General features: G+C 60.4%; 21 protein-coding genes and 2 pseudogenes. 12 read left to right on the plus strand and 11 right to left on the minus strand.

The genetic code is table 11. From position 1 onward, the window contains the following. Together MTX36_RS07690 and MTX36_RS30530 are read left to right on the plus strand one after the other, a co-directional pair. A complete protein-coding gene (locus MTX36_RS07690; protein ID WP_243619134.1) occupies positions 1-414 on the plus strand; it encodes a hypothetical protein in 414 nt (137 codons plus the stop codon). Further along, positions 383-823, plus strand: coding sequence for a hypothetical protein (locus MTX36_RS30530; RefSeq protein ID WP_374230449.1), 441 nt, complete (start codon positions 383-385; stop codon positions 821-823). The genes MTX36_RS07690 and MTX36_RS30530 overlap by 32 nt, the downstream gene beginning before the upstream one ends. On the opposite strand, the gene MTX36_RS07695 is transcribed toward MTX36_RS30530, so the two are convergent. Both MTX36_RS07695 and MTX36_RS07700 read right to left on the minus strand, forming a co-directional pair. After that, entirely contained in the window at positions 732-1,631 is a 900-nt protein-coding gene (locus MTX36_RS07695) for a universal stress protein (protein ID WP_243619135.1), read from the minus strand. The genes MTX36_RS30530 and MTX36_RS07695 overlap by 92 nt on opposite strands. A 29-nt stretch (positions 1,632-1,660) precedes the next feature. After that, positions 1,661-2,659: a zinc-binding alcohol dehydrogenase family protein gene (locus tag MTX36_RS07700; RefSeq protein WP_243619232.1), complete on the minus strand. Its 999-nt coding sequence runs from the start codon at positions 2,657-2,659 to the stop codon at positions 1,661-1,663. A gap of 226 nt (positions 2,660-2,885) precedes the next feature. On the opposite strand from MTX36_RS07700, the gene MTX36_RS07705 reads away from it, so the two are divergent. After that, on the plus strand, positions 2,886-3,998 hold the full coding sequence (locus tag MTX36_RS07705) for an alpha/beta fold hydrolase (protein ID WP_243619136.1): 1,113 nt from the start codon (positions 2,886-2,888) through the stop codon (positions 3,996-3,998). 17 nt (positions 3,999-4,015) lie between these two features. Here MTX36_RS07705 and MTX36_RS07710 read toward each other — a convergent pair. Beyond that, a pseudogene (locus MTX36_RS07710) lies at positions 4,016-4,194 on the minus strand (hypothetical protein); the annotation flags it as partial. Between the two features lie 146 nt (positions 4,195-4,340). Next, positions 4,341-4,667: pseudogene (locus tag MTX36_RS07715) on the minus strand (transglycosylase family protein); the annotation flags it as partial. Positions 4,668-5,300: 633 nt separating this feature from the next. Between MTX36_RS07715 and MTX36_RS07720 the strand changes: the two are divergent. Together MTX36_RS07720 and dinB are read left to right on the plus strand one after the other, a co-directional pair. Then, on the plus strand, positions 5,301-6,389 hold the full coding sequence (locus MTX36_RS07720; RefSeq protein ID WP_243619137.1) for an FAD-dependent monooxygenase: 1,089 nt from the start codon (positions 5,301-5,303) through the stop codon (positions 6,387-6,389). 102 nt (positions 6,390-6,491) lie between these two features. After that, complete coding sequence (gene dinB, locus MTX36_RS07725) at positions 6,492-7,721, plus strand: DNA polymerase IV (protein ID WP_243619138.1); 1,230 nt, start codon at positions 6,492-6,494, stop codon at positions 7,719-7,721. Between the two features lie 11 nt (positions 7,722-7,732). Here dinB and MTX36_RS07730 read toward each other — a convergent pair whose 3' ends face one another. From MTX36_RS07730 to MTX36_RS07750, 5 genes are read right to left on the minus strand one after another with little or no spacing between them, the layout of a single operon-like run. After that, positions 7,733-8,221: a DUF2231 domain-containing protein gene (locus tag MTX36_RS07730; protein ID WP_243619139.1), complete on the minus strand. Its 489-nt coding sequence runs from the start codon at positions 8,219-8,221 to the stop codon at positions 7,733-7,735. A 42-nt stretch (positions 8,222-8,263) separates the two neighbouring features. Next, positions 8,264-9,013, minus strand: a complete 750-nt coding sequence (locus MTX36_RS07735) for an SDR family NAD(P)-dependent oxidoreductase (protein WP_243619140.1) — start codon at positions 9,011-9,013, stop codon at positions 8,264-8,266. 14 nt (positions 9,014-9,027) lie between these two features. Then, the gene (locus MTX36_RS07740; protein WP_243619141.1) at positions 9,028-9,279 is read right to left on the minus strand and encodes a hypothetical protein; all 252 of its coding nucleotides are present in this window, start codon (positions 9,277-9,279) and stop codon (positions 9,028-9,030) included. 46 nt (positions 9,280-9,325) lie between these two features. Beyond that, positions 9,326-10,264 carry a universal stress protein gene (locus MTX36_RS07745; RefSeq protein ID WP_243619142.1) on the minus strand — a complete coding sequence of 313 codons (939 nt, stop codon included), beginning with the start codon at positions 10,262-10,264 and terminating at the stop codon, positions 9,326-9,328. Continuing rightward, on the minus strand, positions 10,261-10,779 hold the full coding sequence (locus tag MTX36_RS07750; RefSeq protein WP_243619143.1) for a flavodoxin domain-containing protein: 519 nt from the start codon (positions 10,777-10,779) through the stop codon (positions 10,261-10,263). Before MTX36_RS07750 ends, MTX36_RS07745 begins: the two co-directional genes overlap by 4 nt. Before the next feature lie 267 nt (positions 10,780-11,046). Here MTX36_RS07750 and MTX36_RS07755 point away from each other — a divergent pair, with 267 nt between their 5' ends. The 3 genes from MTX36_RS07755 to otsB all read left to right on the plus strand — a co-directional run bounded on the left by MTX36_RS07755 (position 11,047) and on the right by otsB (position 15,647). Continuing rightward, positions 11,047-11,412, plus strand: a complete 366-nt coding sequence (locus MTX36_RS07755) for a hypothetical protein (RefSeq protein ID WP_243619144.1) — start codon at positions 11,047-11,049, stop codon at positions 11,410-11,412. Between the two features lie 87 nt (positions 11,413-11,499). After that, positions 11,500-12,408: a universal stress protein gene (locus tag MTX36_RS07760; RefSeq protein WP_243619145.1), complete on the plus strand. Its 909-nt coding sequence runs from the start codon at positions 11,500-11,502 to the stop codon at positions 12,406-12,408. Beyond that, the gene (otsB, locus tag MTX36_RS07765) at positions 12,405-15,647 is read left to right on the plus strand and encodes a trehalose-phosphatase (protein WP_243619146.1); all 3,243 of its coding nucleotides are present in this window, start codon (positions 12,405-12,407) and stop codon (positions 15,645-15,647) included. Before MTX36_RS07760 ends, otsB begins: the two co-directional genes overlap by 4 nt. Before the next feature lie 3 nt (positions 15,648-15,650). Here the strand turns inward: otsB and MTX36_RS07770 are convergent, their stop codons facing one another. Beyond that, the gene (locus MTX36_RS07770; RefSeq protein WP_243619147.1) at positions 15,651-16,412 is read right to left on the minus strand and encodes an HAD family phosphatase; all 762 of its coding nucleotides are present in this window, start codon (positions 16,410-16,412) and stop codon (positions 15,651-15,653) included. A 5-nt stretch (positions 16,413-16,417) separates the two neighbouring features. Continuing rightward, positions 16,418-17,308 (minus strand): universal stress protein, encoded by an 891-nt coding sequence (locus MTX36_RS30215; RefSeq protein ID WP_243619148.1) that lies wholly within the window; start codon positions 17,306-17,308, stop codon positions 16,418-16,420. A gap of 241 nt (positions 17,309-17,549) precedes the next feature. Here MTX36_RS30215 and MTX36_RS07780 point away from each other — a divergent pair, with 241 nt between their 5' ends. From MTX36_RS07780 to MTX36_RS07795, 4 genes are all read left to right on the plus strand, one after another. Further along, positions 17,550-18,521: a hypothetical protein gene (locus tag MTX36_RS07780; RefSeq protein WP_243619149.1), complete on the plus strand. Its 972-nt coding sequence runs from the start codon at positions 17,550-17,552 to the stop codon at positions 18,519-18,521. A 73-nt stretch (positions 18,522-18,594) separates the two neighbouring features. Next, positions 18,595-19,242: a response regulator transcription factor gene (locus MTX36_RS07785; RefSeq protein ID WP_243619150.1), complete on the plus strand. Its 648-nt coding sequence runs from the start codon at positions 18,595-18,597 to the stop codon at positions 19,240-19,242. Beyond that, entirely contained in the window at positions 19,239-20,930 is a 1,692-nt protein-coding gene (locus tag MTX36_RS07790; protein WP_243619151.1) for a GAF domain-containing sensor histidine kinase, read from the plus strand. The genes MTX36_RS07785 and MTX36_RS07790 overlap by 4 nt, the downstream gene beginning before the upstream one ends. A gap of 2 nt (positions 20,931-20,932) precedes the next feature. Continuing rightward, the gene (locus MTX36_RS07795) at positions 20,933-21,478 is read left to right on the plus strand and encodes a flavodoxin domain-containing protein (protein WP_243619152.1); all 546 of its coding nucleotides are present in this window, start codon (positions 20,933-20,935) and stop codon (positions 21,476-21,478) included. Positions 21,479-21,496 lie beyond the last annotated feature (18 nt).

Consider the following 21,496-nt stretch of genomic DNA (forward strand, 5'->3'; position numbering starts at 1 on the left):
ATGAGCGATACTGGTGACTATGGGGGGAAAGCAGTTATTGCCGGGGTCTCGCGGGGTTATCCGCGCGACGACCTCGAAACGAAATCATTGGGTTCGGTTGACAAGTCGCGTGCCGTCGCCGAGGTGTGTCTTCCCGGACGGATTGGAGAGTCGCTGTCGGACATCACGCTGGATGGTGCTGTCTATGTCGGCAAGGGGCAAATCTACGTCGGCACGTTCGGAGAGAGTGTCGTGGTCAACTGCCGCGACGGAGATTTCCTCACGCGGAATCTTCGCCAATTCGGTAATCGGAACACGATGCGTTTGCAGTTCACGAGCGTCACCAATTCGGTGTATCTGGATTTCGTGGACGAGTTTCGGCAATCGGCGAGAGCTCAGTGGAATCGGCGGGGACTGCTCGTTCGAGGACGGTGATCGCGAACTACTACAATGTGAACGTCCTTTCTGGGCAGGTGAATACGACGATGTGTATCGACTTCCCAGCAGCTACGAGGATTTCGGCGACCTGCCCTTCACTCCGACGGACTTCGGAGAAGAAGCATTGCGTGCGCTCTTCGGATTTGTTCGAGAAGCGCGGGCACAACCGTCGGACCTCGATCCCACATTGATCATGATGCACGGCTTCCGTGTACTGCCGCTTCGTGAGCCGGACGAGACTGAATCCGAATATCTGCGCCGGCACCTCCGCCACCGCCAATTCGGCGGAAATGGTGGAGGCCTTTCGGCTCAACTCAGGGGAATGTGTGAGAAGAGACGATCAACAGTGGGCACTCCGCTCGATGTAGAAGGTTCCGGCTCGTGGAGCCGAGGAGCATCGAGGTGAAACCGCCACGCCCTCGTCGGCCGACGACCACCAGTTGTGCAGCTTTCGATTCGGCGATGAGTTGGTGTGCGGGACTGTCGCGCACGACAACTCGCTGAACCGCGACATCCGGATACTTTTGCTTCCAGCCGGCCAGCCTTTCAGCGAGTACCGCGTGTTCGGCAGTCTCGATGGCAGGTAATTCGAGGGCGGATCCGTCGGGAGCGGAGCGGAAAGCTGTTGAATGATGTGAATCGTCCCAAGCATGAACCGCAACAACATCAACTCCGTGCAGAAAGGCGGTCTCGAAAGCCTCGGCAATGGCGGGTTCACTGTTCTCCGTGCCGTCGACGCCGACCACGACAGGGCCGTCCAGTGGTGGCTCGGGGTGTGGCGGGACTCCTCGAATGACGGCTACCGGACAACGTGCGTGCATTGCGGTCGCGGTGCTGACGGAGCCGAGCACGCCGTCGGCCCAGCGGCCCTGGCCACGCGATCCCACGACCAGCATCGCGGCGTCCGTGGACTGCTCCAGGAGAGCTTCGACCGGGTGCCCGCGGGCCAAGTGGTCGGTAATTATCAGACGGTCGTCGTTAAGCTGTGCAGCAACCGAGTGTGCGTCGGAAAGTCGTTCCCTTCCTTCGTTTCTCTGGTCTGGAAACTTCGGTGTGCCAAGGGTGAAGGCATTTCCGAAGGTATTCGATTCGGTGTGCATCACGGCAACCAGGTGCAGCGGCAGGTCGCGGAGCAGTGCCTCACGCGCGGCCCATCGAACCGCGTCCAACGCGCGCTCGGATCCGTCAACTCCGACGACAATTGGTGCGTTCATTTCGTCCTCCCGAATTGAAGTTGTCGCGCTCAGGGCATCAAGACTGCAGCGCCGGTGACTCGGTCCTCGGCCAGATCGGCCAAGGCCGAATTGGCTTGGGCAAGCGGATATTCGGTGGTGGTGACGTCGAGATGATGCTCGCCGGCAAACTCGAGGAACTCCCGAGCATCGCCCCCTGTATTCGCTGTGACCGAACGTATTTCACGTTCGTAGAACAGGTGCTTCTGATAGTTCAATCGCGGAATATCAGAGAGGTGGATTCCGGCGATTGACAGGATTCCGCCCCGATTCAATGCCTCCATGGCGGTCGGAACTAGGTCGCCGACGGGAGCGAACAGGATGGCCGAGTCGAGCTTTACTGGCGGAGGTTCATACGCATCCTGCACTGAGGTGGCACCCAACTCGGTGGCCAATGCGCGAGCCGATTTACTCCGCGTCATGACATGGACTTCCGCTCCGCGTGCCATTGCTACCTGTGCCGCGAGGTGGGCACTCCCGCCGAAGCCGTAGATTCCCAATCGCCCACCCTCAGGGACATCAGCTCGTTGGAGTGCGCGAAACCCGATGATGCCGGCGCAGAGGAGTGGCGCCAATTCTGCATCGGAATATCCGGTGGGCAATTTGAGTACGAATCCTGCTGTTGCCAAGGCGTATTCGGCATACCCGCCGTCGACATCCCAGCCCGTGTACGTGGAGTTGGGGCACAGGTTCTCACGGTCGCGAAGGCAGAACTCGCATCGCCCGCACGTGTAGTGCAGCCACGGAATTCCGACGCGATCATTAGGGATGAAACCTTCGACTGCATCTCCGACCTCCTCGACCCGACCGACGATTTCGTGTCCGGGGATTACGTTGGCACGGTGAATCGGGAGGTCGCCTTCGGCCACATGAAGGTCAGTGCGGCACACCCCGCAGGCGAGGACGCGGACCAGCAGTTGGTCGGCGGCAGGGGCAGGTATCGGCTGGCGGGCTTCGATCAGTGGATGTGTTTTGACAGGTCCAGGGTTGTATACCTGCCACGCAGTCATCGACGCAGAAGTTCGGGGGCGGGTAGGCACGTCGGTCACGGTTGCCTCCGATCGTCGGTGTCTGCGTTCCAGTCGTCGGGCTACCTCAATCGTGCCTCGTTGGGGTGGAGTGTGGAAGGGGGTCGCATTGTTTACCGCATCTGCGCGCACATAGCGCGGAAGCCTATCTACTACAAATTGTAGTAAAACGCTCCGCGGTGAGAGTGGTGTCGGTTAGGTTGACGACATGGGGACACTTGGGAAGCCTGATGCGTCTACCGTCGACGAGGAATCAGGAGTGCAGGCCGACGACGATCTACGGAGTGGGGTAGCGGATTCGACGCCTCCGAGGCTATGGCGCATGCTATTTCGTGTAGCGGGATGGATCTTCGTCGGGTTGATCTCGGTAGTTGTTGTTGCCGTTGTAATTTCAGCGACGGTCCATTGGTGGCAGACACCCCGCGACAGGGAGGCCATCGAGCAGTTGATCGGCCCCGAGCACAGGTATGTCGACGTGAACGGGCACCGGATGAGCGTCGCAGTCCAGGGTTCGGGGTCGCGAACTATCGTCCTGATGCCGGGATTGGCCACGCCGGAACCGATCCTCAGCTTCGGCCCACTGGCCCGGCGCCTGGCTGAGCAGAACACGGTCGTCACCGTCGAGCCTTTCGGGCTGGGCCTCAGCGACGGCACCGACACGCCCCGCACCAGCGAGGCGATCGTCGACGAGACCCGGGCCGCGCTCGGAGAATTGGGACTCAGTGGTCCCTATGTTCTGATGCCCCACTCGATTTCGGGTCTGTACGCGATGTGGTGGACCACCCACCACCCAGACGAGGTCGCAGCTGTGGTGGGTTTGGACGACGAGCGCTACACCTCGGACAGTGCTCAGGGCTCCCCGGACTGGCCAAGTTGGATGGCCGGCGTCAGCGCTGTGGGCGGCATCCGAGATCTGATCGCCCTGGACAAGAGCACCGACTACCTGGAGTTGGTGGCTGACTACCGGGAGAGTCTCGGCGACGCGGCCCAGTACACCTCGGACCAGCAGGATCTGTACCTCCGTGCGTACTCGTGGGTGTTGAACCCGACCGCGCTGGACGAGATTGCCCGCGGGGCGGAGAACGTGCGAGGGGCCGAGGGTACGGTGTTCCCGTCGACGCTACCGGCCCTGTCGATCCTCGCAGCCTCCTCCCTCGCGGTGGAACCGGAGTGGGAACCCTCGCACCGCTCGGCAATTAGCAACCCGGCGATCCAGCAGGTCACGATTATGGACGGCCACCACTACCTGTTCCATGCCCACGCGGCGGCGATTGCCGAGATGGCGCAGCAGTTTCTCGATGAGTATGTCCCGGCTCAATGACGAAGTGGTCGGGCCGGTCATTCCCGGTCGCCCTCAATGAGTTGGTCGAGTTCGACAACCTGGCCACGATTGATGCTGACCCAGTCTCGCCCCGTACGTAGGGCCGAAGGCATTTCCCGATCAGAGCGGCATCGGCGCTGGATTTCGTCCGCTGTATTTCGTAGACGTGGGGCAACGCAGCCATCCTGGTCACCACCTGACCGTTGCAGATCAGGGGAATTCGCATGGTAGGTGTTTGTTTCGAGACGTGATGTCGGTCAAGAAATGGTACTGCCCGGTGACCGTCGGGCGTCGACGGTCACCGGGCAGTGACGAGAAATATGTGAAGGTGTGGGGTTAGCGGAGGTACTGACCGCAGACGGGCCATGCTCCGACGCCCTGGCCGGCGAGGACGTTTTCGGCGACGCGTTCCTGCTCGGCCTGGCTGGCGTTGTGGGCGCTGCCGGATCCGCCGAAGGCGTTCCAGGTGCTCTGGGTGAACTGCAGTCCGCCGTAGAAGCCATTGCCGGTGTTTGCAGCCCAGTTGCCCGATGATTCGCATTCTGCGACGCCGGACCAGTCGTGGGTGGCGGCGGATGCGGTGCCGGCGCTGAGTCCGAGGGCTCCTGCTGCGAGTGCTCCGGCTGCGGCGACGGTTGCGATGGTGCGGGTAACGGTGTTCTTGGTCATTCGGGGTGAATCCTTTCGGGTCCCGCCGTTGGAAGACGGTGACCGTCTCAATTCCCACCACTAGGAATGATGTTGTCCGATATCGCGGGGTGGGATGTGGCGCCGGCGATTCGGTGCTGCCCGGTTGCTCGGGCTGAGAACAACGATAGAGAACAATTACGGATTGGTCACGGGTCGGCGTGTTTGCGCAGTTTTTTGCAACGGATGTGCATCGGTTGGTGTTTTTGCAGGTCAATTGCCGTTAATCGGGCGCGGAAAACGTTACAGAATTGCTCCTATATGTGATGCAGATCACTTTTGTGACCGTCTTTGTTGGCCTGATGTGAGCTGATTTCGAGCGATTTGTGACGCTGAATCGACCGTTCCGAGATTCTATTCTCTGTTAACCGACCGCCCCGATTCTCCTTGCAGGCCAGGAGAATTGAATCTTGTCCACGACGACCTGAGTGAACGAGATGCTCCCAATGGCTGTCTGGTGGCGTAGCGCCGGATGGAGTCGTCGCTGCAGGAGGGCTGACCGCAAATTCCCCACACTGCGAACAGGGCACGGTGAACTCGCCGATGGGGAGAACGCTGTCGGATAGGCGATCTCACATCTACATTTGTGGCAAATCGAAGGGGAGAGGATCGACGATGCGAACAGCGGGAATCATCGGAGGCGGTATCGGGGGTCTGGCAACGGCGCTAGCCCTTGCGGACGCGGGCCGGTCGGTCACAGTGTTCGAACAAGCTCCGGCCCTTACCGAGGTGGGTGCCGGAATCACTTTGTGGCCGAACGCACTCGCTGCACTCGATCACCTTGGAGTAGGCGATGACATCCGAAGGAGAGCCGCCCCAGGCTGGGTAGGCGGGATACGTAATCGCCAGGGGCGGTGGTTGATGCGGACCAGTGAGGAGAGATTTCGCGCGATGCACGGCAACTTCGTGGCGATGCATCGCGCCGATCTGGTCGATGTTCTCCGCACAGCACTTCCAGAGTCGGTAACTGTACGGCTCGGCTCCCCGGTCACGGGGATTGAGGTGGGTGGTGCGATTCGATGTGGTGATCGCACTGAGAATTTCGATCTGATCGTCGGCGCCGACGGAATCGACAGCCTCACGCGACAAACGATTTTCCCTGAGTATCCAGTACCGCAGTCGCTGAGCATTCGCGCGTGGAGGTGGATCGTTGATGACGTCGGCGATGTCGATGTTGGTGGGATCCTTGGCACCGGAACCGAATTCGGAATCGTTCCGCTGGGGAATGGGCGGTTGTACGTCTTCGCCGCCACCCGACTGTCGAAGGAAACGCCGGACCCGTCGTTGGACGACTTTCTGGACTGGCCGGGTCCGATTCCTCAACTTATCTCTGCTGTCGCGCCGGATCAAATTCTTCGGCATGACATCAGGGATCTTCCGGCACTACCGTCCTTCGTTCGGAAAAGTGTTGTGCTCGTGGGTGATGCCGCGCATGCGATGGGACCGCATCTCGGTCAAGGCGCATGCCAGGCTCTCGAGGATGCCGTTGCGCTCGGCGCGCATGCTGATGATGTGGCGACCTACGATTACCTGCGCACCCGGAGAACACATCGCCTTCAAGCGCGCTCGCGCCAATCTGCTCGAGTAATCCTCACTCGCGGCGCTGGCTCTACCGTTATTCGAGACCTCATGCTGCGGGCCCTTCCAGCCGAGTTGTTTCTGCGCGGTGTGGGATCGAACTTCAGCACTCGAAACATGATGTAAAACTCGAATTGCGGCCGTCCTCGACGCTCCCGTATCGCAGTCAAGCATCGTCGAGGGACGAGGAACATCATCAGTGTCGGACCCTCGTGGGAACCTGGGTTCGTGGACTCGTCGTTGTCAGGACCCCGAGGCGAGCACCGGTCCGGTGACGCCACGATCCTGCATGCCGATCTCGATTCGTTTTATGCCTCGGTCGAGCAGCGGGACGATCCAGGGTTGGCCGGTCGTCCCGTGATCGTGGGCGGCGGAGTGGTCCTTGCGGCGAGCTACGAGGCCAAGGCCTTCGGTATCAGAACTGCCATGAGTGGTGGTCGGGCGCGGGCACTGTGCCCGCAGGCAATCGTCGTTCCGCCGCGTATGGAAGCCTATTCGCAGGCGAGCAAAGATGTTTTCGAGGTCTTTCACGACACCTCGCCGCTGGTCGAAGGAATCTCGATTGACGAGGCGTTTCTCGAAGTCGGGGGACTGGCTCGGATCGTCGGAACACCGCTGCAAATCGGTGCGAACCTTCGCCGCGATGTCGCTGAGCAGGTAGGTTTGCCGATCACCGTGGGAATTGCCCGCACCAAGTTCTTGGCGAAGGTCGCAAGTGCATTCGCCAAACCCGATGGGCTGCTGCTGGTTCCACCGGACGGTGAGACTGCGTTTCTTCATCCGCTACCGGTTGGGAAATTGTGGGGCGTCGGCAAAATTACCGCGCAGAAGCTGCGCGATTTCGACATCGTAACGGTCGGGGATATTGCTCGGCACGACGAGTCGTCGATCATCTCGATTCTGGGCCGCGGCGCCGGGCGTCACCTGTATGCGCTGTCGCACAACCAAGATCCGCGGCCGGTTCGTGCTTACGCAGGCCGCAGTTCGATGGGAGCGCAGCACGCGTTGGGCAGCGGGATGCATTCGCGATCCGATCTGGAGGCCTCGCTGATGTCGCTGACAGATCGGGTGAGCCGGCGTATGCGCTCATCGACGCGGACCGGACGCACCATCACGCTCCGACTTCGCTTCGCTGATTTCACACGGGCTACGCGTTCTCAGACACTGCGACGCTCTACCGCGGACACAGCTGAATTGTTGAACGCTGCGAGGGTCCTGCTTGCCGACGCGGCACCGATGATCTTGGACAAAGGCATCACGTTGATTGGCGTCGCCGTATCGAATTTGGATAACGACGGCGCTGAGCAGCTCGAATTACCCTTCGACGGTGGTCCCGATACGGCCGCCCTCGACTCGGCGATGGACAGCGTTCGGAAGAAGTTCGGCTCGGCCGCTCTCACTCGCGGCGTGCTGCTGGGCCGCGACCCGGACATCGCGGTCCCGCTGCTCCCGGACTAGAGAGATTCTCCCTATCCGATCTGATCACTCCACACGGCTTTCGCGCCGCTTTCACCGATTCGATAGACCTGAACCATCGAACCTGCAGCGACCAGAACAGATACGACGGCAACGGCGATCATGATCACCTTCCACACCGGCGCTGACGGGCGATCAGCTCGCCATTCAGTGAATCGTTTGGAATGAATGATCCACCAGATAGCGGCAAGAACGAATACCGCGATGGACCAGAACAGCATCTGTTCACCCAGCTCGGCATGGGCGTCGATCAGGGGATCGGGTGGTAACTGATCCTTGAGCCATTGACCGGCGTCGGTCGTGATCGGGACCAACACGAGCGTGACCAGCGCTACCACCGCCGGGGCCAAACCCAACCGAACTCTGGCGGCGGGCCAGCACACCGCAACGATCAGCAGTATCGCGGAGATCAGTACCAGGACAACGACGAAATGAATAAGAAGCGGGTGTGCGGGTAATCCGTTGATTGTGGTTAATCCCATGAGCGTTGTCCTGACATTGGATCGCAAGAATATTGAAGAGTGTCACTCTTCGTCAGGAATCGGCGGTGGCACTCCGGCTGTGCATCCTCCGTCGACGATGAACTCGGTGCCGGTTGAATACGTTGCTTCGCAGACGATGAACCGAACCATCGCGGCTACTTCTTCCGGTCTTCCGATCCGGGGGATCGGTTGCTGTGTGACGGGCACGGAACCGAATCCCGGAGTCATTTCCGAGTCGATCTGTCCCGGATGGACGGAGCACACTCGGATGTTGTGCGGGCCCAGGTCAAGCGCTGCAGCTTTCGTAAGACCACGTAGTCCCCATTGGCTCGCGCAATACGCTCCGATATTGGCGTAACCGGTCAATCCGGCGGTCGAGGAGATGTTGACGATGACACCGTCCCCAGATTTGATCAGTGCCCCAGCAGCACAGTGCATTCCAAGCCAAGCGCCGTACAGGTTGGTGTTCAGGACGTGTCTGAACGAGGTCGGATGTTGCTCCTGAATGCTGCCGAACTCGAGAAGTCGGGCATTGTTGACGAGAGCAATGAGTGGCCCGAATGTTTCTTCCGCGGTTTCGAGCGCGGATTCCCAGCTTTCGGTTTGGGTGATGTCGAGATGTTGAAATGCGACTCGGCTGCCCAACTTCGCGGCCTGCTCCTCGCAGTCGCTGTCGAGGAGATCGCCGATGAGAACTCCAATTCCTGCTTCCGACAAGGACTTGGCGATGGCTGTTCCGATCCCGTGTGCACCGCCGGTGACCAATGCACTTCTGCCGCTTACAGAGTTCATGACGCCTCACTCGTCTACTCGAAGTTTTTTTCCTTGCAGTCGAGATAATCGATGATCCGTTGTCGCGCAAGGCGTTCGCTCAGTTCCGGCAGAGCAAGCTTTGACGCCCACGACAAGTCAGCCACGCAACCGTCGACGACGATGCCGATGGATTCCGAGGAGATGAGGTTGCAGAACTCTGCGGTGAGACGCTGGACGGTCAGGTCATGTTGTTCGGAGCTGGTCATCGAATCCGTGTGATGGGACGGATCGAAGTGAATCGTCATGTTTTCAGCCGATCAATATGATGTGCAGGGGGTTTGGGATGTTCGTTCAAGGTGTGCGGGGTGAGTGCACGATCAATAGCGGGCACACCACCGTATGCATGAGGCGTCGACTGGTGGAACCGAGGAGCATCGAGGTGAACCCACCACGACCGCGCCTGCCGACAACAACCAGTTGTGCAGATTTCGATTCGGTGATCAATTGCCGGGCGGGTCTGTCATGCACCACAACCTGCCGGATCGCGACATCCGGATTCTTTTCCCGCCAACCGGCAAGTCTTTCGGAGAGCACGGCATGTTCGGCCGTGGAGATCGCGTTCCAGTCCAAGGCAACACCGTCGGGGTCGGAGCGGAATGCTGTTGAGAGACGGGAATCGCTCCACGCATGGACGGCAACAAGATCTACTCCGTGGAGGGACGCCGTTTCGAACGCTTCCGTGATTGCCGGTTCACTGTTTTCAGTGCCGTCGACACCGACCACGACGGGACCGTCGAGTGGTGGTCGTTCTGATTCGGGAAGGTAACGAATGACCGCTACCGGGCACTGTGCATGCAGTACTACTGCGGCGCTGACGGATCCGAGGATTCCGTCGGCGAGTTGATCAAGTCCGTGCGAGCCTACGACAAGCATTGCCGCGTATCGTGATTCACCGAGAAGGATCTCGACTGCGTTCCCGAATCGTAGATGCTCGACCACGGCGATTCGGGTGTTGCCCACAGCTTTGTTGTCAACTGCTGCGTCGGCGACAGAGTCCAGCGCAACTGTATGCGCTTTCGACAGCCGTTCCCGGCCCTCGTACCGTTGATCCGGAAAGTCGGGTGCTCCCAACTGCACTGCGTGTCGAAATGTGTTCGCGGAGCCAGGCATTGCAGCAACCAAATGCAATGGTCGACGGCGCAGCGCGGCTTCGCGGGCTGCCCACCACACGGCATTCAACGCACTGTCGGAGCGGTCAACTCCGACGACGATGGGTGCACGCGTATTCATGGTGTTCCTTCCGGTTCCAAATGCCGTGTGTATCTCGGCGTACCGAGAATCACTTCTGCCCAGTCGCGCACCGCGTTCCAATCGCGATAGTCGCCCTCCGGAGCGTGTACGACCCTCACGGCGACTCGTTCACCGAAACCGAGTTCGCTACGATCAAGTTTGCCCGCGAACAAGCGATGTTCGACTGCACCTGTCATTTTCAACAAGTCGGGGATGCCGGCCGGATCTCCGACAGGTGGGTCATTGTCGCCGACAGGGCCGGACGAGAACAACCAGACCTGTCGAAGGCGCAGTGCGTCGGCGAATCGTTCCGCGAAGCTCTTTGCGTCTTTCATCCAGTGGTCGAGGTAGATCGCACTGCCCAGGACGATCGTGTCGTAGTCGGTGATTTCGTGGACTGCGGCCGGTTCGATGAGGTCGACTTCGGCACCGTTGTCGCGGAGGGCGGCGGCGAGTGCTTCGGCGATCTCGTCCGTCGAACCGTGTCTACTTGCAGCTGAGACCAAGGCTCTCATCAATTCCTCCACGCAGATTGTTGGTGCCGATGCTTGAACCGGAATTCAAAGATGTGTGTCGGGGCTCGAGTGCGGGCCTCACCTCGAATTGTTCCGTGACGAAGGGCCTGGCGTCAGAGTCGCCAGGTGCATTAAAAAGGGTCTTTGGACCATCTCACCGGTGTTCGACGGCACGGGTCAGCTGCGGAGAGTCCGTCTAACGTAGAGAGTGACACTCGCCGTGGGATCGGTGACGGTAACTCGGTGACCCTAACTCAGGGAGGCACAATGGAACCTCGGGAGTCTGCACATCTTGTGAGCGCGGTGGGGGAGACTGTGGCAATCGCCGGAGATGGTGACGTTCGGTCCTTTCCTGTTGGAGTGTGGATGTTGACGGACGGTCGACGTGTCGCCGTAGTCGGTGAGGGTGGCCCCATTTCGACGGGTGATGTCGACGGAGCGCTGTTGATCAATGCTGTGCATGCACGGTGGCCTGGGGCCATTGTGCTCGAGCGGCAACCGGTGGTCGGAAGTGTTGCGGACCCTCGGGGTTATTCGGCCCGATACGTCGAGGTCCACGCCGACGGTTCACGTGCGGACCCGGAGTTTGGAGATCTTGCGAATGCAGGCTTTGCAGTGGGACCCGCTCCCTGAGCCATCCCGAGGGGACGGACGTCGATGGAGCAATGGTGAAGCACTTGTTGCCGCTGGACGCCGACATCGATTGCTGTGGAGGTCGCCATGGTCAGATCTCCGATCATTGTGGGAATAGACGGATCCCAGCATTCGCTGGACGCGTTGCGGTGGGCCGCACGCGAGGCAACTCTGCGTGCGGTCCCATTACTTCTGTTGTGCTGCACCACGTATCGTCGAACGGATGATGGTCCGCACCTCGTCAGAGAGTTACACGCTCGGGCAGATCGAGTGCTTGCTGCGGCACTCGAGGTGGCTAGAGCTGCGACGGCTGGCGAACCGATCGAGATCCAGACAGAGGTATCGCTCCAGTACGCGCCAGGAGCTCTGATCGATCGCTCCGAGGGGGCAGTGATGATCGTGCTCGGACGCCGTGGGCTTGGCGAGTTCTCCGGTCGGCTTGTCGGCTCGGTGAGCTCGGCGGTGGCTCGTCAAGCGCATTGCCCGGTGGTCGTGATCGACGGTTGGTCAAGGGGCAAGGACAGTACGGACCCCGTCGTGGTCGGCGTTGACGGGTCGATGAACAGTGAACCGGCCATCGGCCTTGCCTTCGAGGAATGTGCTCTTCACGGAGCGGCACTGATTGTGCTGCACGCTTGTTTCGACCAAGATCTGTCATCGCCGCAGGTCGATGCAGGGGCCGAGGTCCGCGCCGCGGTGGAAGCGGCAGGACGGTTGGTGCTGGCGGAAAGTGTGTCCCGGTGGTGGAAGCGGTTCCCTGACGTCGGGGTGCGGCAGAATCTTGTTCGGGACCGGCCGGTGCACCACCTTCTCGCGTTAGCGGGTGATGCCCAGCTGGTGGTGGTGGGAAACCGTGGACGGGGCGGCTTCGCCGGGATGACCCTCGGCTCAACAGGTTCAGCCCTGTTGCATAGAACTCCGTGCCCGCTGGTGATTGTCAGACGGCCCGGCGGCGAAAGTGTCGATGAACGTGGATCACCGGAGTTGAGTTCATGACTAGAGCTGCGATCGACCCTCGCCGTAACGACCGCCGAATGTCCGAAATACCGGAAGCTTTGACGTCGCGAGAACAGTGGACCGTTTTCTTGCGTTCCCGGCGACCCGCAGTCTTTCTGGACTTCGACGGCACCCTCTCGAACATCGTGAACGACCCGACAGCTGCCACCCTCGTCGACGGCGTAGCAGAAGAACTTGCCAGGCTGGCTCGCAGTTGTCCGGTAGGCGTGATCAGTGGCCGCGATCTGGCAGATGTACAAACCCGAGTTGGCATGACCGGGATCTGGTACGCGGGGAGTCACGGTTTCGAAGTGGTCGGACCGGACGGCCAACACGACCGAAATGATGCGGCCTTGGCCTCGGTGCCGGACCTCGAGCGTGCCGCAGATGTGCTTCGGAGCCGTTTGTCCGGCGTGCCGGGGGTTATGGTGGAGCACAAGCATTTTGCTGTTGCTGTTCATCACCGGAACGTCGATGTCGACAGGGTTGACGAGGTTGTCGCCACGGTCCATGAGGTTGCGGATCTAGCCGGGCTCCGTGTCACCAGCGGACGCAAGGTCACCGAGCTTCGCCCCGACGTCGACTGGGACAAGGGCCGGACACTGGACTCGATTCTCGATCACCTCGCGCATGCCGACAACGTGCTGCCGATCTATATCGGCGACGACCTCACCGACGAGGACGCCTTTGTCGCGCTGGCCGATCGAGGGATCGGGATTGTGGTGCGCCACTTCGAGGACGGAGATCGGCGGTCGGCTGCTCGTCTGGCGGTCGACAGCCCCGACCAGGTGTGCACTCTGTTGGAATGGCTGGCAGATCTGCTGGGCAGCGACCCGGAAGACGTGCCGCCGCCCGGTGATCCCTGGACGGTGTTCTTCGATGGATACGACCCGAGCGCCGAGAGGTTGAGGGAGGCGCTCTGCACGGTAGGCAACGGGGCTTTCGCCACTCGCGGTTGCGCACCGGAGTCCCGCGCTGGGGTCGTCCACTACCCGGGTACGTACGCTGCCGGCATCTTCAACCGCCTGCAGGACGAAGTATCCGGGATTACTGTCGACAATGAGAGCATGGTGAACCTTCCGAACTGGTTGCCGGTGACGTTTCGGATCGAGGGCGGGCCGTGGTTTGATATCGACGTCGCGGAGGTTCTCGAGTACAGCCAGTACGTCGATCTTCGTCGGGGCGTTCTGACTCGCAGGTTCCGAATACGCGACAACGAGGGCCGCACCACCTCGGTTGTCCAGCGGAGATTTGTTGCCATGCATCTCGCGCATGCCTGTGCGCTCGAGATGAGGATCGTGGCCGAAGACTGGTCGGGCCGACTCGAGTTCCGCTCGCAATTGGACGGCACTGTCCACAACGCGCTGGTCGAGCGCTATCGCGAACTTGGCGGTCATCACCTCGAGCTGTTGCAGGCAACTGCGCTGTCCGAGAGCACGGTGCTGCTTACGGTGCAGACCAACCGCTCCCGAATACCGGTGGCGATGGCGGCACGGAATTCGGTGTGGCGCGATGGAGAGCCCTTTCCCAGCGAGTTCCGGTTGGTCGAAGGTGACGGCCGGATCGGGCACGACATCACTCTGCATCTCGAAGCGGGCTGCTCGGTGACTCTGGAGAAGATGGTGACTCTGTTCACCGGGCGCGATCACGCTGTGTCCGAGCCGGCCGACGAAGCCGAGCGCTGGCTCTCTCGGCTGGGCCGTTTCGATGTAGTGCTCGACCATCATGTGCTCGCACTGGTAGGTCTGTGGGACCGCATGGGCATTGACCTCGAGGGCCATGGTCACGCGTTGCGTGTCATCCGGTTCCACATTCTTCATCTGTTGCAGACAGTTTCACCGAACACTGCCGACCGGGACGCAGGCGTGCCGGCACGTGGATTGCACGGTGAGGCGTACCGCGGCCACATCTTCTGGGACGAGTTGTTCGTTTTTTCAGTGCTGAACCTGCGGCTACCCACGCTGACCCGATCGTTGCTGCGGTATCGGTATCGCCGATTGGGGGAGGCCTGCCGGGCCGCGAGCGAAGCCGGCCACCGGGGTGCGATGTTCCCGTGGCAGTCGGGTAGCGACGGACGGGAGGAGAGCCAGCAACTGCATCTCAATCCTAGATCCGGTCGCTGGAACCCGGATCCGAGCCGGCGCCAGCACCACATCGGCATCGCGATCGCGTACAACGTCTGGCAGTACTACCAGGTGACCGGAGATCTGGAGTACCTGATCGATTGCGGCGCTGAGATGTTGGTGGAAATCGCTCGTTTCTACGCGGACCTCGCCTCCTTCGATCAGGCACGCGGCCGCTACGTCATCCGGGGCGTCATCGGCCCTGACGAGTTCCACTCCGGATATCCGAACGCTCCGTATGGCGGGATTGACAACAATGCCTACACCAATGTCATGTCGGTCTGGGTGATTCTGCGGGCACTCGAGGCGCTCGACGCGGTCCCGCTTCAGATCCGTTCGGACCTCACTCAGACACTCGGCCTGTCCAAGGAGGAGATCGAGCGTTGGCAGGATATCACTCGCAGAATGTTCGTCCCGTTTCACGATCAAGTCATCAGCCAGTTCGAGGGATACGCGGACCTTCCGGAACTGGATTGGGATGAGTATCGCCGGCGTTACGGCGACATCCAACGCCTCGATCGACTTCTCGAGGCGGAGAGCGACGACGTCAACTGTTACAAGGCTTCGAAGCAGGCTGACGTCGTGATGCTGTTCTACCTGCTGTCTGCTGACGAGTTGCGGTGCATCCTCGAAGGTTTGGGGTATGAGTTTGAGGGCGATGCAATACCCGCAACCATCGACTATTACATGGCGCGCACTTCGCATGGTTCGACGCTCAGTGGCATCGTTCATTCCTGGGTGCTGGCCAGGGCTAACCGCGACCGGGCGATGGAATTTTTCGACCTGGCGCTCAAATCCGACATTGCCGATATTCAGGGTGGCACCACCGCGGAGGGAATTCACTTGGCAGCCATGGCCGGCAGCGTCGACCTATTGCAAAGATGCTTTACCGGGCTCGAGACGCGAGGTGACCGCCTGATCTTTTCCCCGCACTGGCCAGAACCGCTCGGTACCTTGGAGTTTCCCATTTTCTACCGGGGACACCGTCTGCGTCTGTGCATCAACGGCAAGGTAGTGCAGGTCAGCGCCGGGGTGGGAAACCAGCCGTCGATCGAGATCGAGTGCCGTGGTCAGGTTGTGCAACTCCATCCGGGCGCCACAGTCCGACTGACCTAGCGATCATGTTCGTGGGCAGTCGATCTGGCTGATATCGGATACCGCCACGTCTGCACCGCTCTCGGTCAAGGCCGCAAAATTCTCCGCTGGACCCAAGCCGACGCATAGTCCGAAGCCTCCGGAACGGGCAGCGCGGATTCCGGCGGTTGCGTCTTCGACAACAACGCATTCGGATGGCGACATCGACAGTCTTCGTGCAGCTTCCGCGTAGGTATCGGGGTCCGGTTTACCTCGCAGGCCCAATTTCGCGGTGTCGATTCCGTCTACCCGAGTATCGAAGTAGTCGGTGAGTCCCGCTCGATCGAGTACATATCGCGCATTTTTGCTTGCCGACACAACAGCCGTGCGAACGCCCATCGAACGCAACTGCTGAATCCACCGGACCGTGGGAGCGATCACCTCGACGCCACTGCGACCGAGTTCGTCCAGAAAGTAAGTGTTCTTGCGGCGAAGGAGGTTACGGATCGTCATGGCATTCGGGGAGTCGTCAGGAGTTCCGGGCGGTACAACTGCGTGCCGCGAATCGAGGTAGGACATCAGGCCGCGCCGCCGGTCCTTTCCGTCGATGTATCGCCGGTAATCGTCGTCACTGAGTTCTACGTTTCCCATGTCGCTGTGCTCGGTCAGGTCCTGGAACAGACGACGCCACGCCGAGAGGTGGAGACGCGCGGTGTCGGTGACCACGCCGTCCATGTCGAACAGAACCGCACGAAAGACCTTGCCGCCGATCATGATGGAGGCCCGCGATGGTGTGTCTGTGTGCACCACGGTCACCGATGACTGTTGACGACCATGAGCGGACACTGCGCGCCGTGAAGAACTTCCCGGCACGTACTTCCGAGAAGCATGCCGCTGAAGCCGCCGCGTCCGCGCCGGCCGAGAACGATCAATTGAGCCCGTCCGGAATGGTCGATCAGATTCTGGCCGGGCTTGTCCTTGACCACAGTGGTGTTCACACTCACGTCCGGATATCGGTCGCCGAATCCGGCCAGACTCTCTGCCAGCAGTGCGCGTTCGGTGTCCTGCCGCGCTTGCCAATCGACATTCTCGAACTTCGAGAAGACCACTTCGAGAACAACATCCGACCATGCGTGGACTGCAATGAGATCGACGCCCCGCAGGGAGGCCTCCTCGAAGGCTGCAGCAATGGCAGGTTGACTGTGAACGGTTCCGTCGACACCGACGACAACAGGGCGTGTGTCATCTTCGAGTCCGTCATCAGAGATACCACGAACGACGATGACCGGGCACAGTGCGTGCACTGCCAGGGACGAGCTCACCGAACCCACCAGCCCGCCCGTGTATTCACCGTGCCCGCGGGTTCCGACGACGACCGTCCGAGCGGTCTTGGAGATCTGTCGAAGTACAGAAATTGGTGGATCTTCGGCGAGTTCGACGTCGATCTCGAGTTCGCGTTTGCCGATGGCAGATTTGGCGAGTTCGCTGGCTTCCGTCAATCGCTTCTTCGCCGCCCCTTCCTGCTCGTCGAAGTAGGTTGCGGGCATACCGATCGGAACGCCATAGGTGGTCGGCGTGAATATCGTCGTGACCAGGAGCAGTGGCGCGCCGCGAAGGGCGGCGTCACGTGCACCCCACCACACGGCGTCGCGCGATTGCGCCGATCCGTCGAATCCGACGACTACCGGTGGATTGATTCTCACGACTGTTCTCCTTCGGTATTCGAGACACGAGTGTTGGGACTGTCCTTGAATCGTCGGACAGTGATGGCGGTACTAGCAGAGGAAAAGGTCCTTTCAGTCGTCACCTTCATGTCCGTGCAGGATTTCGATTCCACATACCTCTGAGGCGGTGACAATCGGCACTTCTGTGAATGGCCCAGTACTGCGACGCTTCAATTGACAGCCGCATCCAGGCCGTTCATCTGTCGATACCGGAGTAGAAATGGACCTCACCCGACCCGACTCGAGCGTTCTACAACTCGCCGTTGATTTGGCGTGCCGAGCCCCCTCGTTGCACAACAGCCAGCCGTGGCGATGGAAGTACGTCGACGGTCAACTACAGCTTCTCGGTGACCACACCAGGCTTTTGCCGGCGACAGACCCGACCGGTCGACAGCTTCACATCAGCTGCGGCGCAGCGCTACACCACTTGAGTGTGGGACTGCTGGGACTGCGCTGGAGCACCGACATTCGATACGAAGAGCGTTCGGTGTCCCCGAACCTGCTTGCCACGATCAGTTTTCGGCGTGATGCCCGTCCGCGCTCACATGATTTCGACATGCTCACCGCTATCCGTCGCAGACGGACGGACCGTCGGGCGTTCGGGGCCTTCGAGGGTATCCACGCTCTGGTCGAGAGTGCTGTCGGTCAGGCCCGGGAACTGGGGGTCAGTGTTGTCGCATTGGACTCGCTCCAGCGGGAAGGGCTTCTCGAGGCAACTGAATCGACCGCGTCGGCACGGCGCTACGATCCGGAGTACCAGGCCGAGTTGCATTGGTGGGCCGGTCATTCCCTAGCAACAGGGGGTATTCCGGAGACGTCGCTCGTTTCGGGTGCGGCCGGAGTTCCGATCGGTCGCACATTCCCCTCGCGGCAGAATGCGCCTCCGGAAGAATCCGGTTCGATTGACGAGTCGACTGTGCTGGCATTCGGAACGCCCACGGACACGCGAACCGATTGGCTGCACTGCGGGCGGGCGCTTTCTGCTGTCTTGCTCGAAGCTACGGTGCAAGGGGCGGCGACCTGCCCGCTATCGCACGTGACCGAGGTGCCGAGGAGTCGTTCGGTGATTCACCGGATTGTGCCCGAGATCGGGGTTCCGCAGATGCTGCTCCGCATCGGGCGTGCCCCGACCGGTACGCCGCCGGTATTGACGACCCGTAGGTCGGTGGCCGAAGTCTTTTCCAGTAGTTGATTGGTTCGTCCGGCGATGGGTAGTCGTGGAGTGTGGGTATTCGCGCATATCTGCGTCGAGAACGGATGTCTTGATGATTGATGTATTTCTCGTCGACGACCATGAAGTTGTGCGCCGTGGTCTGGCCGAGTTGCTCGACGACGATCCAGAACTCCGTGTCGTCGGTGAAGCGTCGAACTATGCGCACGCGATTGCGCGAATTCCGGCTCTCAAGCCAGACGTAGCCGTTCTCGACGTTCGACTGCCCGATGGAAACGGCATCGAACTGTGTCGGGAACTGCTGTCGAAACTGCCCGGACTGCGTTGCCTGATTCTCACGTCGTTCGAAGACGATCAGGCGATGTTGGATGCGATCCTGGCGGGCGCCAGTGGGTACGTCGTCAAGGACATCCGGGGTTTGGATCTGACCCGGGCAGTCCGTGACGTCGGATCAGGAAAGTCTCTGCTCGACAACCGTGCTGCCGCGGCGTTGATGGCGAAGTTGCGTACCGATGCCGCTGACAAGAACGGGCCATTCGAGGAACTGACCGACCAAGAGCGTGTTTTGCTGGGGTTGCTGGGCGAGGGGCTGACCAACCGACAGATCGCGGCCAGGATGTTCTTGGCGGAGAAAACCGTGAAGAACTACGTATCGCGATTACTGAGCAAGTTGGGCGTCGAACGCCGTACACAAGCTGCGATTCTCGCAACCAAGATGCATGAGCATTTGCCGCGGACATGACTGACGAAAAACCAAGTTCCGAAGTACTTTTCGAACCGACTCGGCTCGGAGCGGGTGTCCAGCCGGACAGTGGAGCTCGTATCGACGGACTCCTGGAAGCGTTGCTTGCAGTCTCCGCGGGACTCGACCTGGATGTCACGCTACGCACGATCGTCAAATCTGCAATTGCCTTGGTCGACGCGAAGTTCGGCGCTCTGGGTGTTCGTGGGGAGGGCGACGAGTTGGAGCAATTTGTGTACGAGGGAATTGGCGAAGCGACCCGCGAACTGATCGGGGATCTTCCACGTGGTCGTGGTGTACTCGGAGTCTTGATCTCGAATCCGAAAGTCCTTCGTCTGGAAGATCTGTCGCAGCACGAGGCGTCTGTCGGATTTCCCGAGCACCACCCGCCGATGCGCACCTTTCTCGGGGTCCCCATTCAAACCAGGGGCACCGTGTTCGGCAATCTTTACCTGACAGAGAAGTCGAACGGTCGGTCCTTCACGGTGCACGACGAGACGATCGTTCGAGCGCTAGCGTCGGCAGCGGGAATAGCGATCGACAACTCGCAGCTGTACGCGCAGGCCCAGATCAAACAAGAATGGCAGCGCGCGACAAGTGAGGTGGCGACCGCATTGCTGGCAGGTGTCGACGCGCTGCAGGTTCTGCAGTTGATATCGGACAGATCTTTGTCGCTCACACAATCCGATTGCGCGTTTCTGGCGGTTCCGCCGGATCCCGAACTGACCTCCGCGGACCTGACCGAGTTGGTCATCACGGTGGCGAGCGGTCCCGGCTCCGATATTCTCGTCGGGCGCGGCATTCCCCTGGCCAGTTCGACATCCGGGCAGGCATACCGGCTGAAGAAGCCGATCACCGCCGACGCACTGGAGTTCGATCCTGGGTTCAGTGACGAACAGAAGTACGGTCCGGCAATTGTCTTGCCATTGCGAGACGGTCAACAGGTCATGGGCGTGCTGGCAGTTCTGAAGTCGTGCGGAGCCCAGCTGTATCGGCCCGATCAAGTGACCTTGATGTCAGCGTTTGCAGATCAAGGTGCGGTCGCGCTCCGCCTGGCGGGCAATCAACGCCGGATGCGCGAACTCGATGTACTCTCCGATCGTGATCGAATCGCCCGAGACCTTCACGATCACGTCATCCAGCGCGTGTTTGCCGTAGGACTGTCAGTGCAAGGCACACTACAACGGGCGCGTTCGCCAGAAGTTCAACGAAGGCTCAAAGGGACGATCGACGACTTGCAGGACATCATTCAGGACATCCGTCGAACTATCTTCGATCTTCATGCCTCCGACGACGAAGTGCCCACTCTCCGTAGTCGCCTCCACAGCGTTATCGCCACAGTCACCGCTGACGCGGAACTGAAGGTGACTTTGCAAGTGAAAGGACCACTCTCCGTGGTCGATTCGCAGATGGCGGATCATGTCGAGGCTGTACTGCGGGAAGCGCTCAGTAACGTGGTGCGACATGCGGAGGCGTCGTCGGTAACTGTCACCGTAGACGTGCAGGACGATTTGACGCTCACAGTGTCGGACGACGGAGTCGGTATTCCACTGGGAATTCGCCGTCGAGGATTGAATAATTTGGCCGATCGGGCGTCCGAACTCGGCGGAACATTCGAACTGCGAACCACCGCCGGAACAGGCACCACCCTGGCCTGGTCGGTTCCGCTCCCGGAAGGGACCGAGTGACGATGACACGGATTCTGATTGGATACGCGAGCGCCAAGGGGTCGACGGAAGGCGTCGCCCGCAGGATCGGAGAGCGTTGCGCTGCCGCCGGAATCGAGACGAAAATCGTTTCGACAGAAAAAGATCTGGACTTCGAACAATTCGACGCTCTGATACTGGGCAGCGCTGTTCACAATAGGGACTGGTTGCCGTCAGCGCACAAAGTTGTCGATCGGCTGGGATCGTCCGGACGGGTACCGCCGGTGTGGGCGTTCTCCGTATCCACGTGGGGTGCGACCTCCACTCTTCTTGCTCGCCGGCTTACTCGCCGAATCCGGCGGACCACTACGGAACCAAAAACCGTCGCGTTCCTGCGGACCACTGCCGACTTACGCGATCACCGGCAGTTCGCGGGCGTCCTGAAACACGGAGATTGGCCACTGTTCGGTCGAATTGTCTTCGCGCTCATGGGCGGTAGATACGGTGACGCCCGAGACTGGTCGGACATCGAGATGTGGGCCGACGCTATTGTCGGGCAACTTCGCACTGGAGTCTCCGATTCGACTTGAGTTGGTGGCTCCGTGATG

Source organism: Rhodococcus sp. ARC_M6 (assembly GCF_022810305.1).
Lineage (GTDB): Bacteria > Actinomycetota > Actinomycetes > Mycobacteriales > Mycobacteriaceae > Rhodococcus_F.

Bases quoted from the DNA above. Each gene is read 5' to 3' on its own strand.
- MTX36_RS07690 (WP_243619134.1), top strand. From the start codon at position 1: ATGAGCGATACTGGTGACTATGGGGGGAAAGCAGTTATTGCCGGGGTC.
- MTX36_RS07695 (WP_243619135.1), bottom strand. From the start codon at position 1,631: ATGAACGCACCAATTGTCGTCGGAGTTGACGGATCCGAGCGCGCGTTG.
- MTX36_RS07700 (WP_243619232.1), bottom strand. From the start codon at position 2,659: ATGACTGCGTGGCAGGTATACAACCCTGGACCTGTCAAAACACATCCA.
- MTX36_RS07705 (WP_243619136.1), top strand. From the start codon at position 2,886: ATGGGGACACTTGGGAAGCCTGATGCGTCTACCGTCGACGAGGAATCA.
- MTX36_RS07720 (WP_243619137.1), top strand. From the start codon at position 5,301: ATGCGAACAGCGGGAATCATCGGAGGCGGTATCGGGGGTCTGGCAACG.
- MTX36_RS07730 (WP_243619139.1), bottom strand. From the start codon at position 8,221: ATGGGATTAACCACAATCAACGGATTACCCGCACACCCGCTTCTTATT.
- MTX36_RS07735 (WP_243619140.1), bottom strand. From the start codon at position 9,013: ATGAACTCTGTAAGCGGCAGAAGTGCATTGGTCACCGGCGGTGCACAC.
- MTX36_RS07740 (WP_243619141.1), bottom strand. From the start codon at position 9,279: ATGACGATTCACTTCGATCCGTCCCATCACACGGATTCGATGACCAGC.
- MTX36_RS07745 (WP_243619142.1), bottom strand. From the start codon at position 10,264: ATGAATACGCGTGCACCCATCGTCGTCGGAGTTGACCGCTCCGACAGT.
- MTX36_RS07750 (WP_243619143.1), bottom strand. From the start codon at position 10,779: ATGAGAGCCTTGGTCTCAGCTGCAAGTAGACACGGTTCGACGGACGAG.
- MTX36_RS07755 (WP_243619144.1), top strand. From the start codon at position 11,047: ATGGAACCTCGGGAGTCTGCACATCTTGTGAGCGCGGTGGGGGAGACT.
- MTX36_RS07760 (WP_243619145.1), top strand. From the start codon at position 11,500: ATGGTCAGATCTCCGATCATTGTGGGAATAGACGGATCCCAGCATTCG.
- otsB (WP_243619146.1), top strand. From the start codon at position 12,405: ATGACTAGAGCTGCGATCGACCCTCGCCGTAACGACCGCCGAATGTCC.
- MTX36_RS07780 (WP_243619149.1), top strand. From the start codon at position 17,550: ATGGACCTCACCCGACCCGACTCGAGCGTTCTACAACTCGCCGTTGAT.
- MTX36_RS07785 (WP_243619150.1), top strand. From the start codon at position 18,595: ATGATTGATGTATTTCTCGTCGACGACCATGAAGTTGTGCGCCGTGGT.
- MTX36_RS07790 (WP_243619151.1), top strand. From the start codon at position 19,239: ATGACTGACGAAAAACCAAGTTCCGAAGTACTTTTCGAACCGACTCGG.
- MTX36_RS07795 (WP_243619152.1), top strand. From the start codon at position 20,933: ATGACACGGATTCTGATTGGATACGCGAGCGCCAAGGGGTCGACGGAA.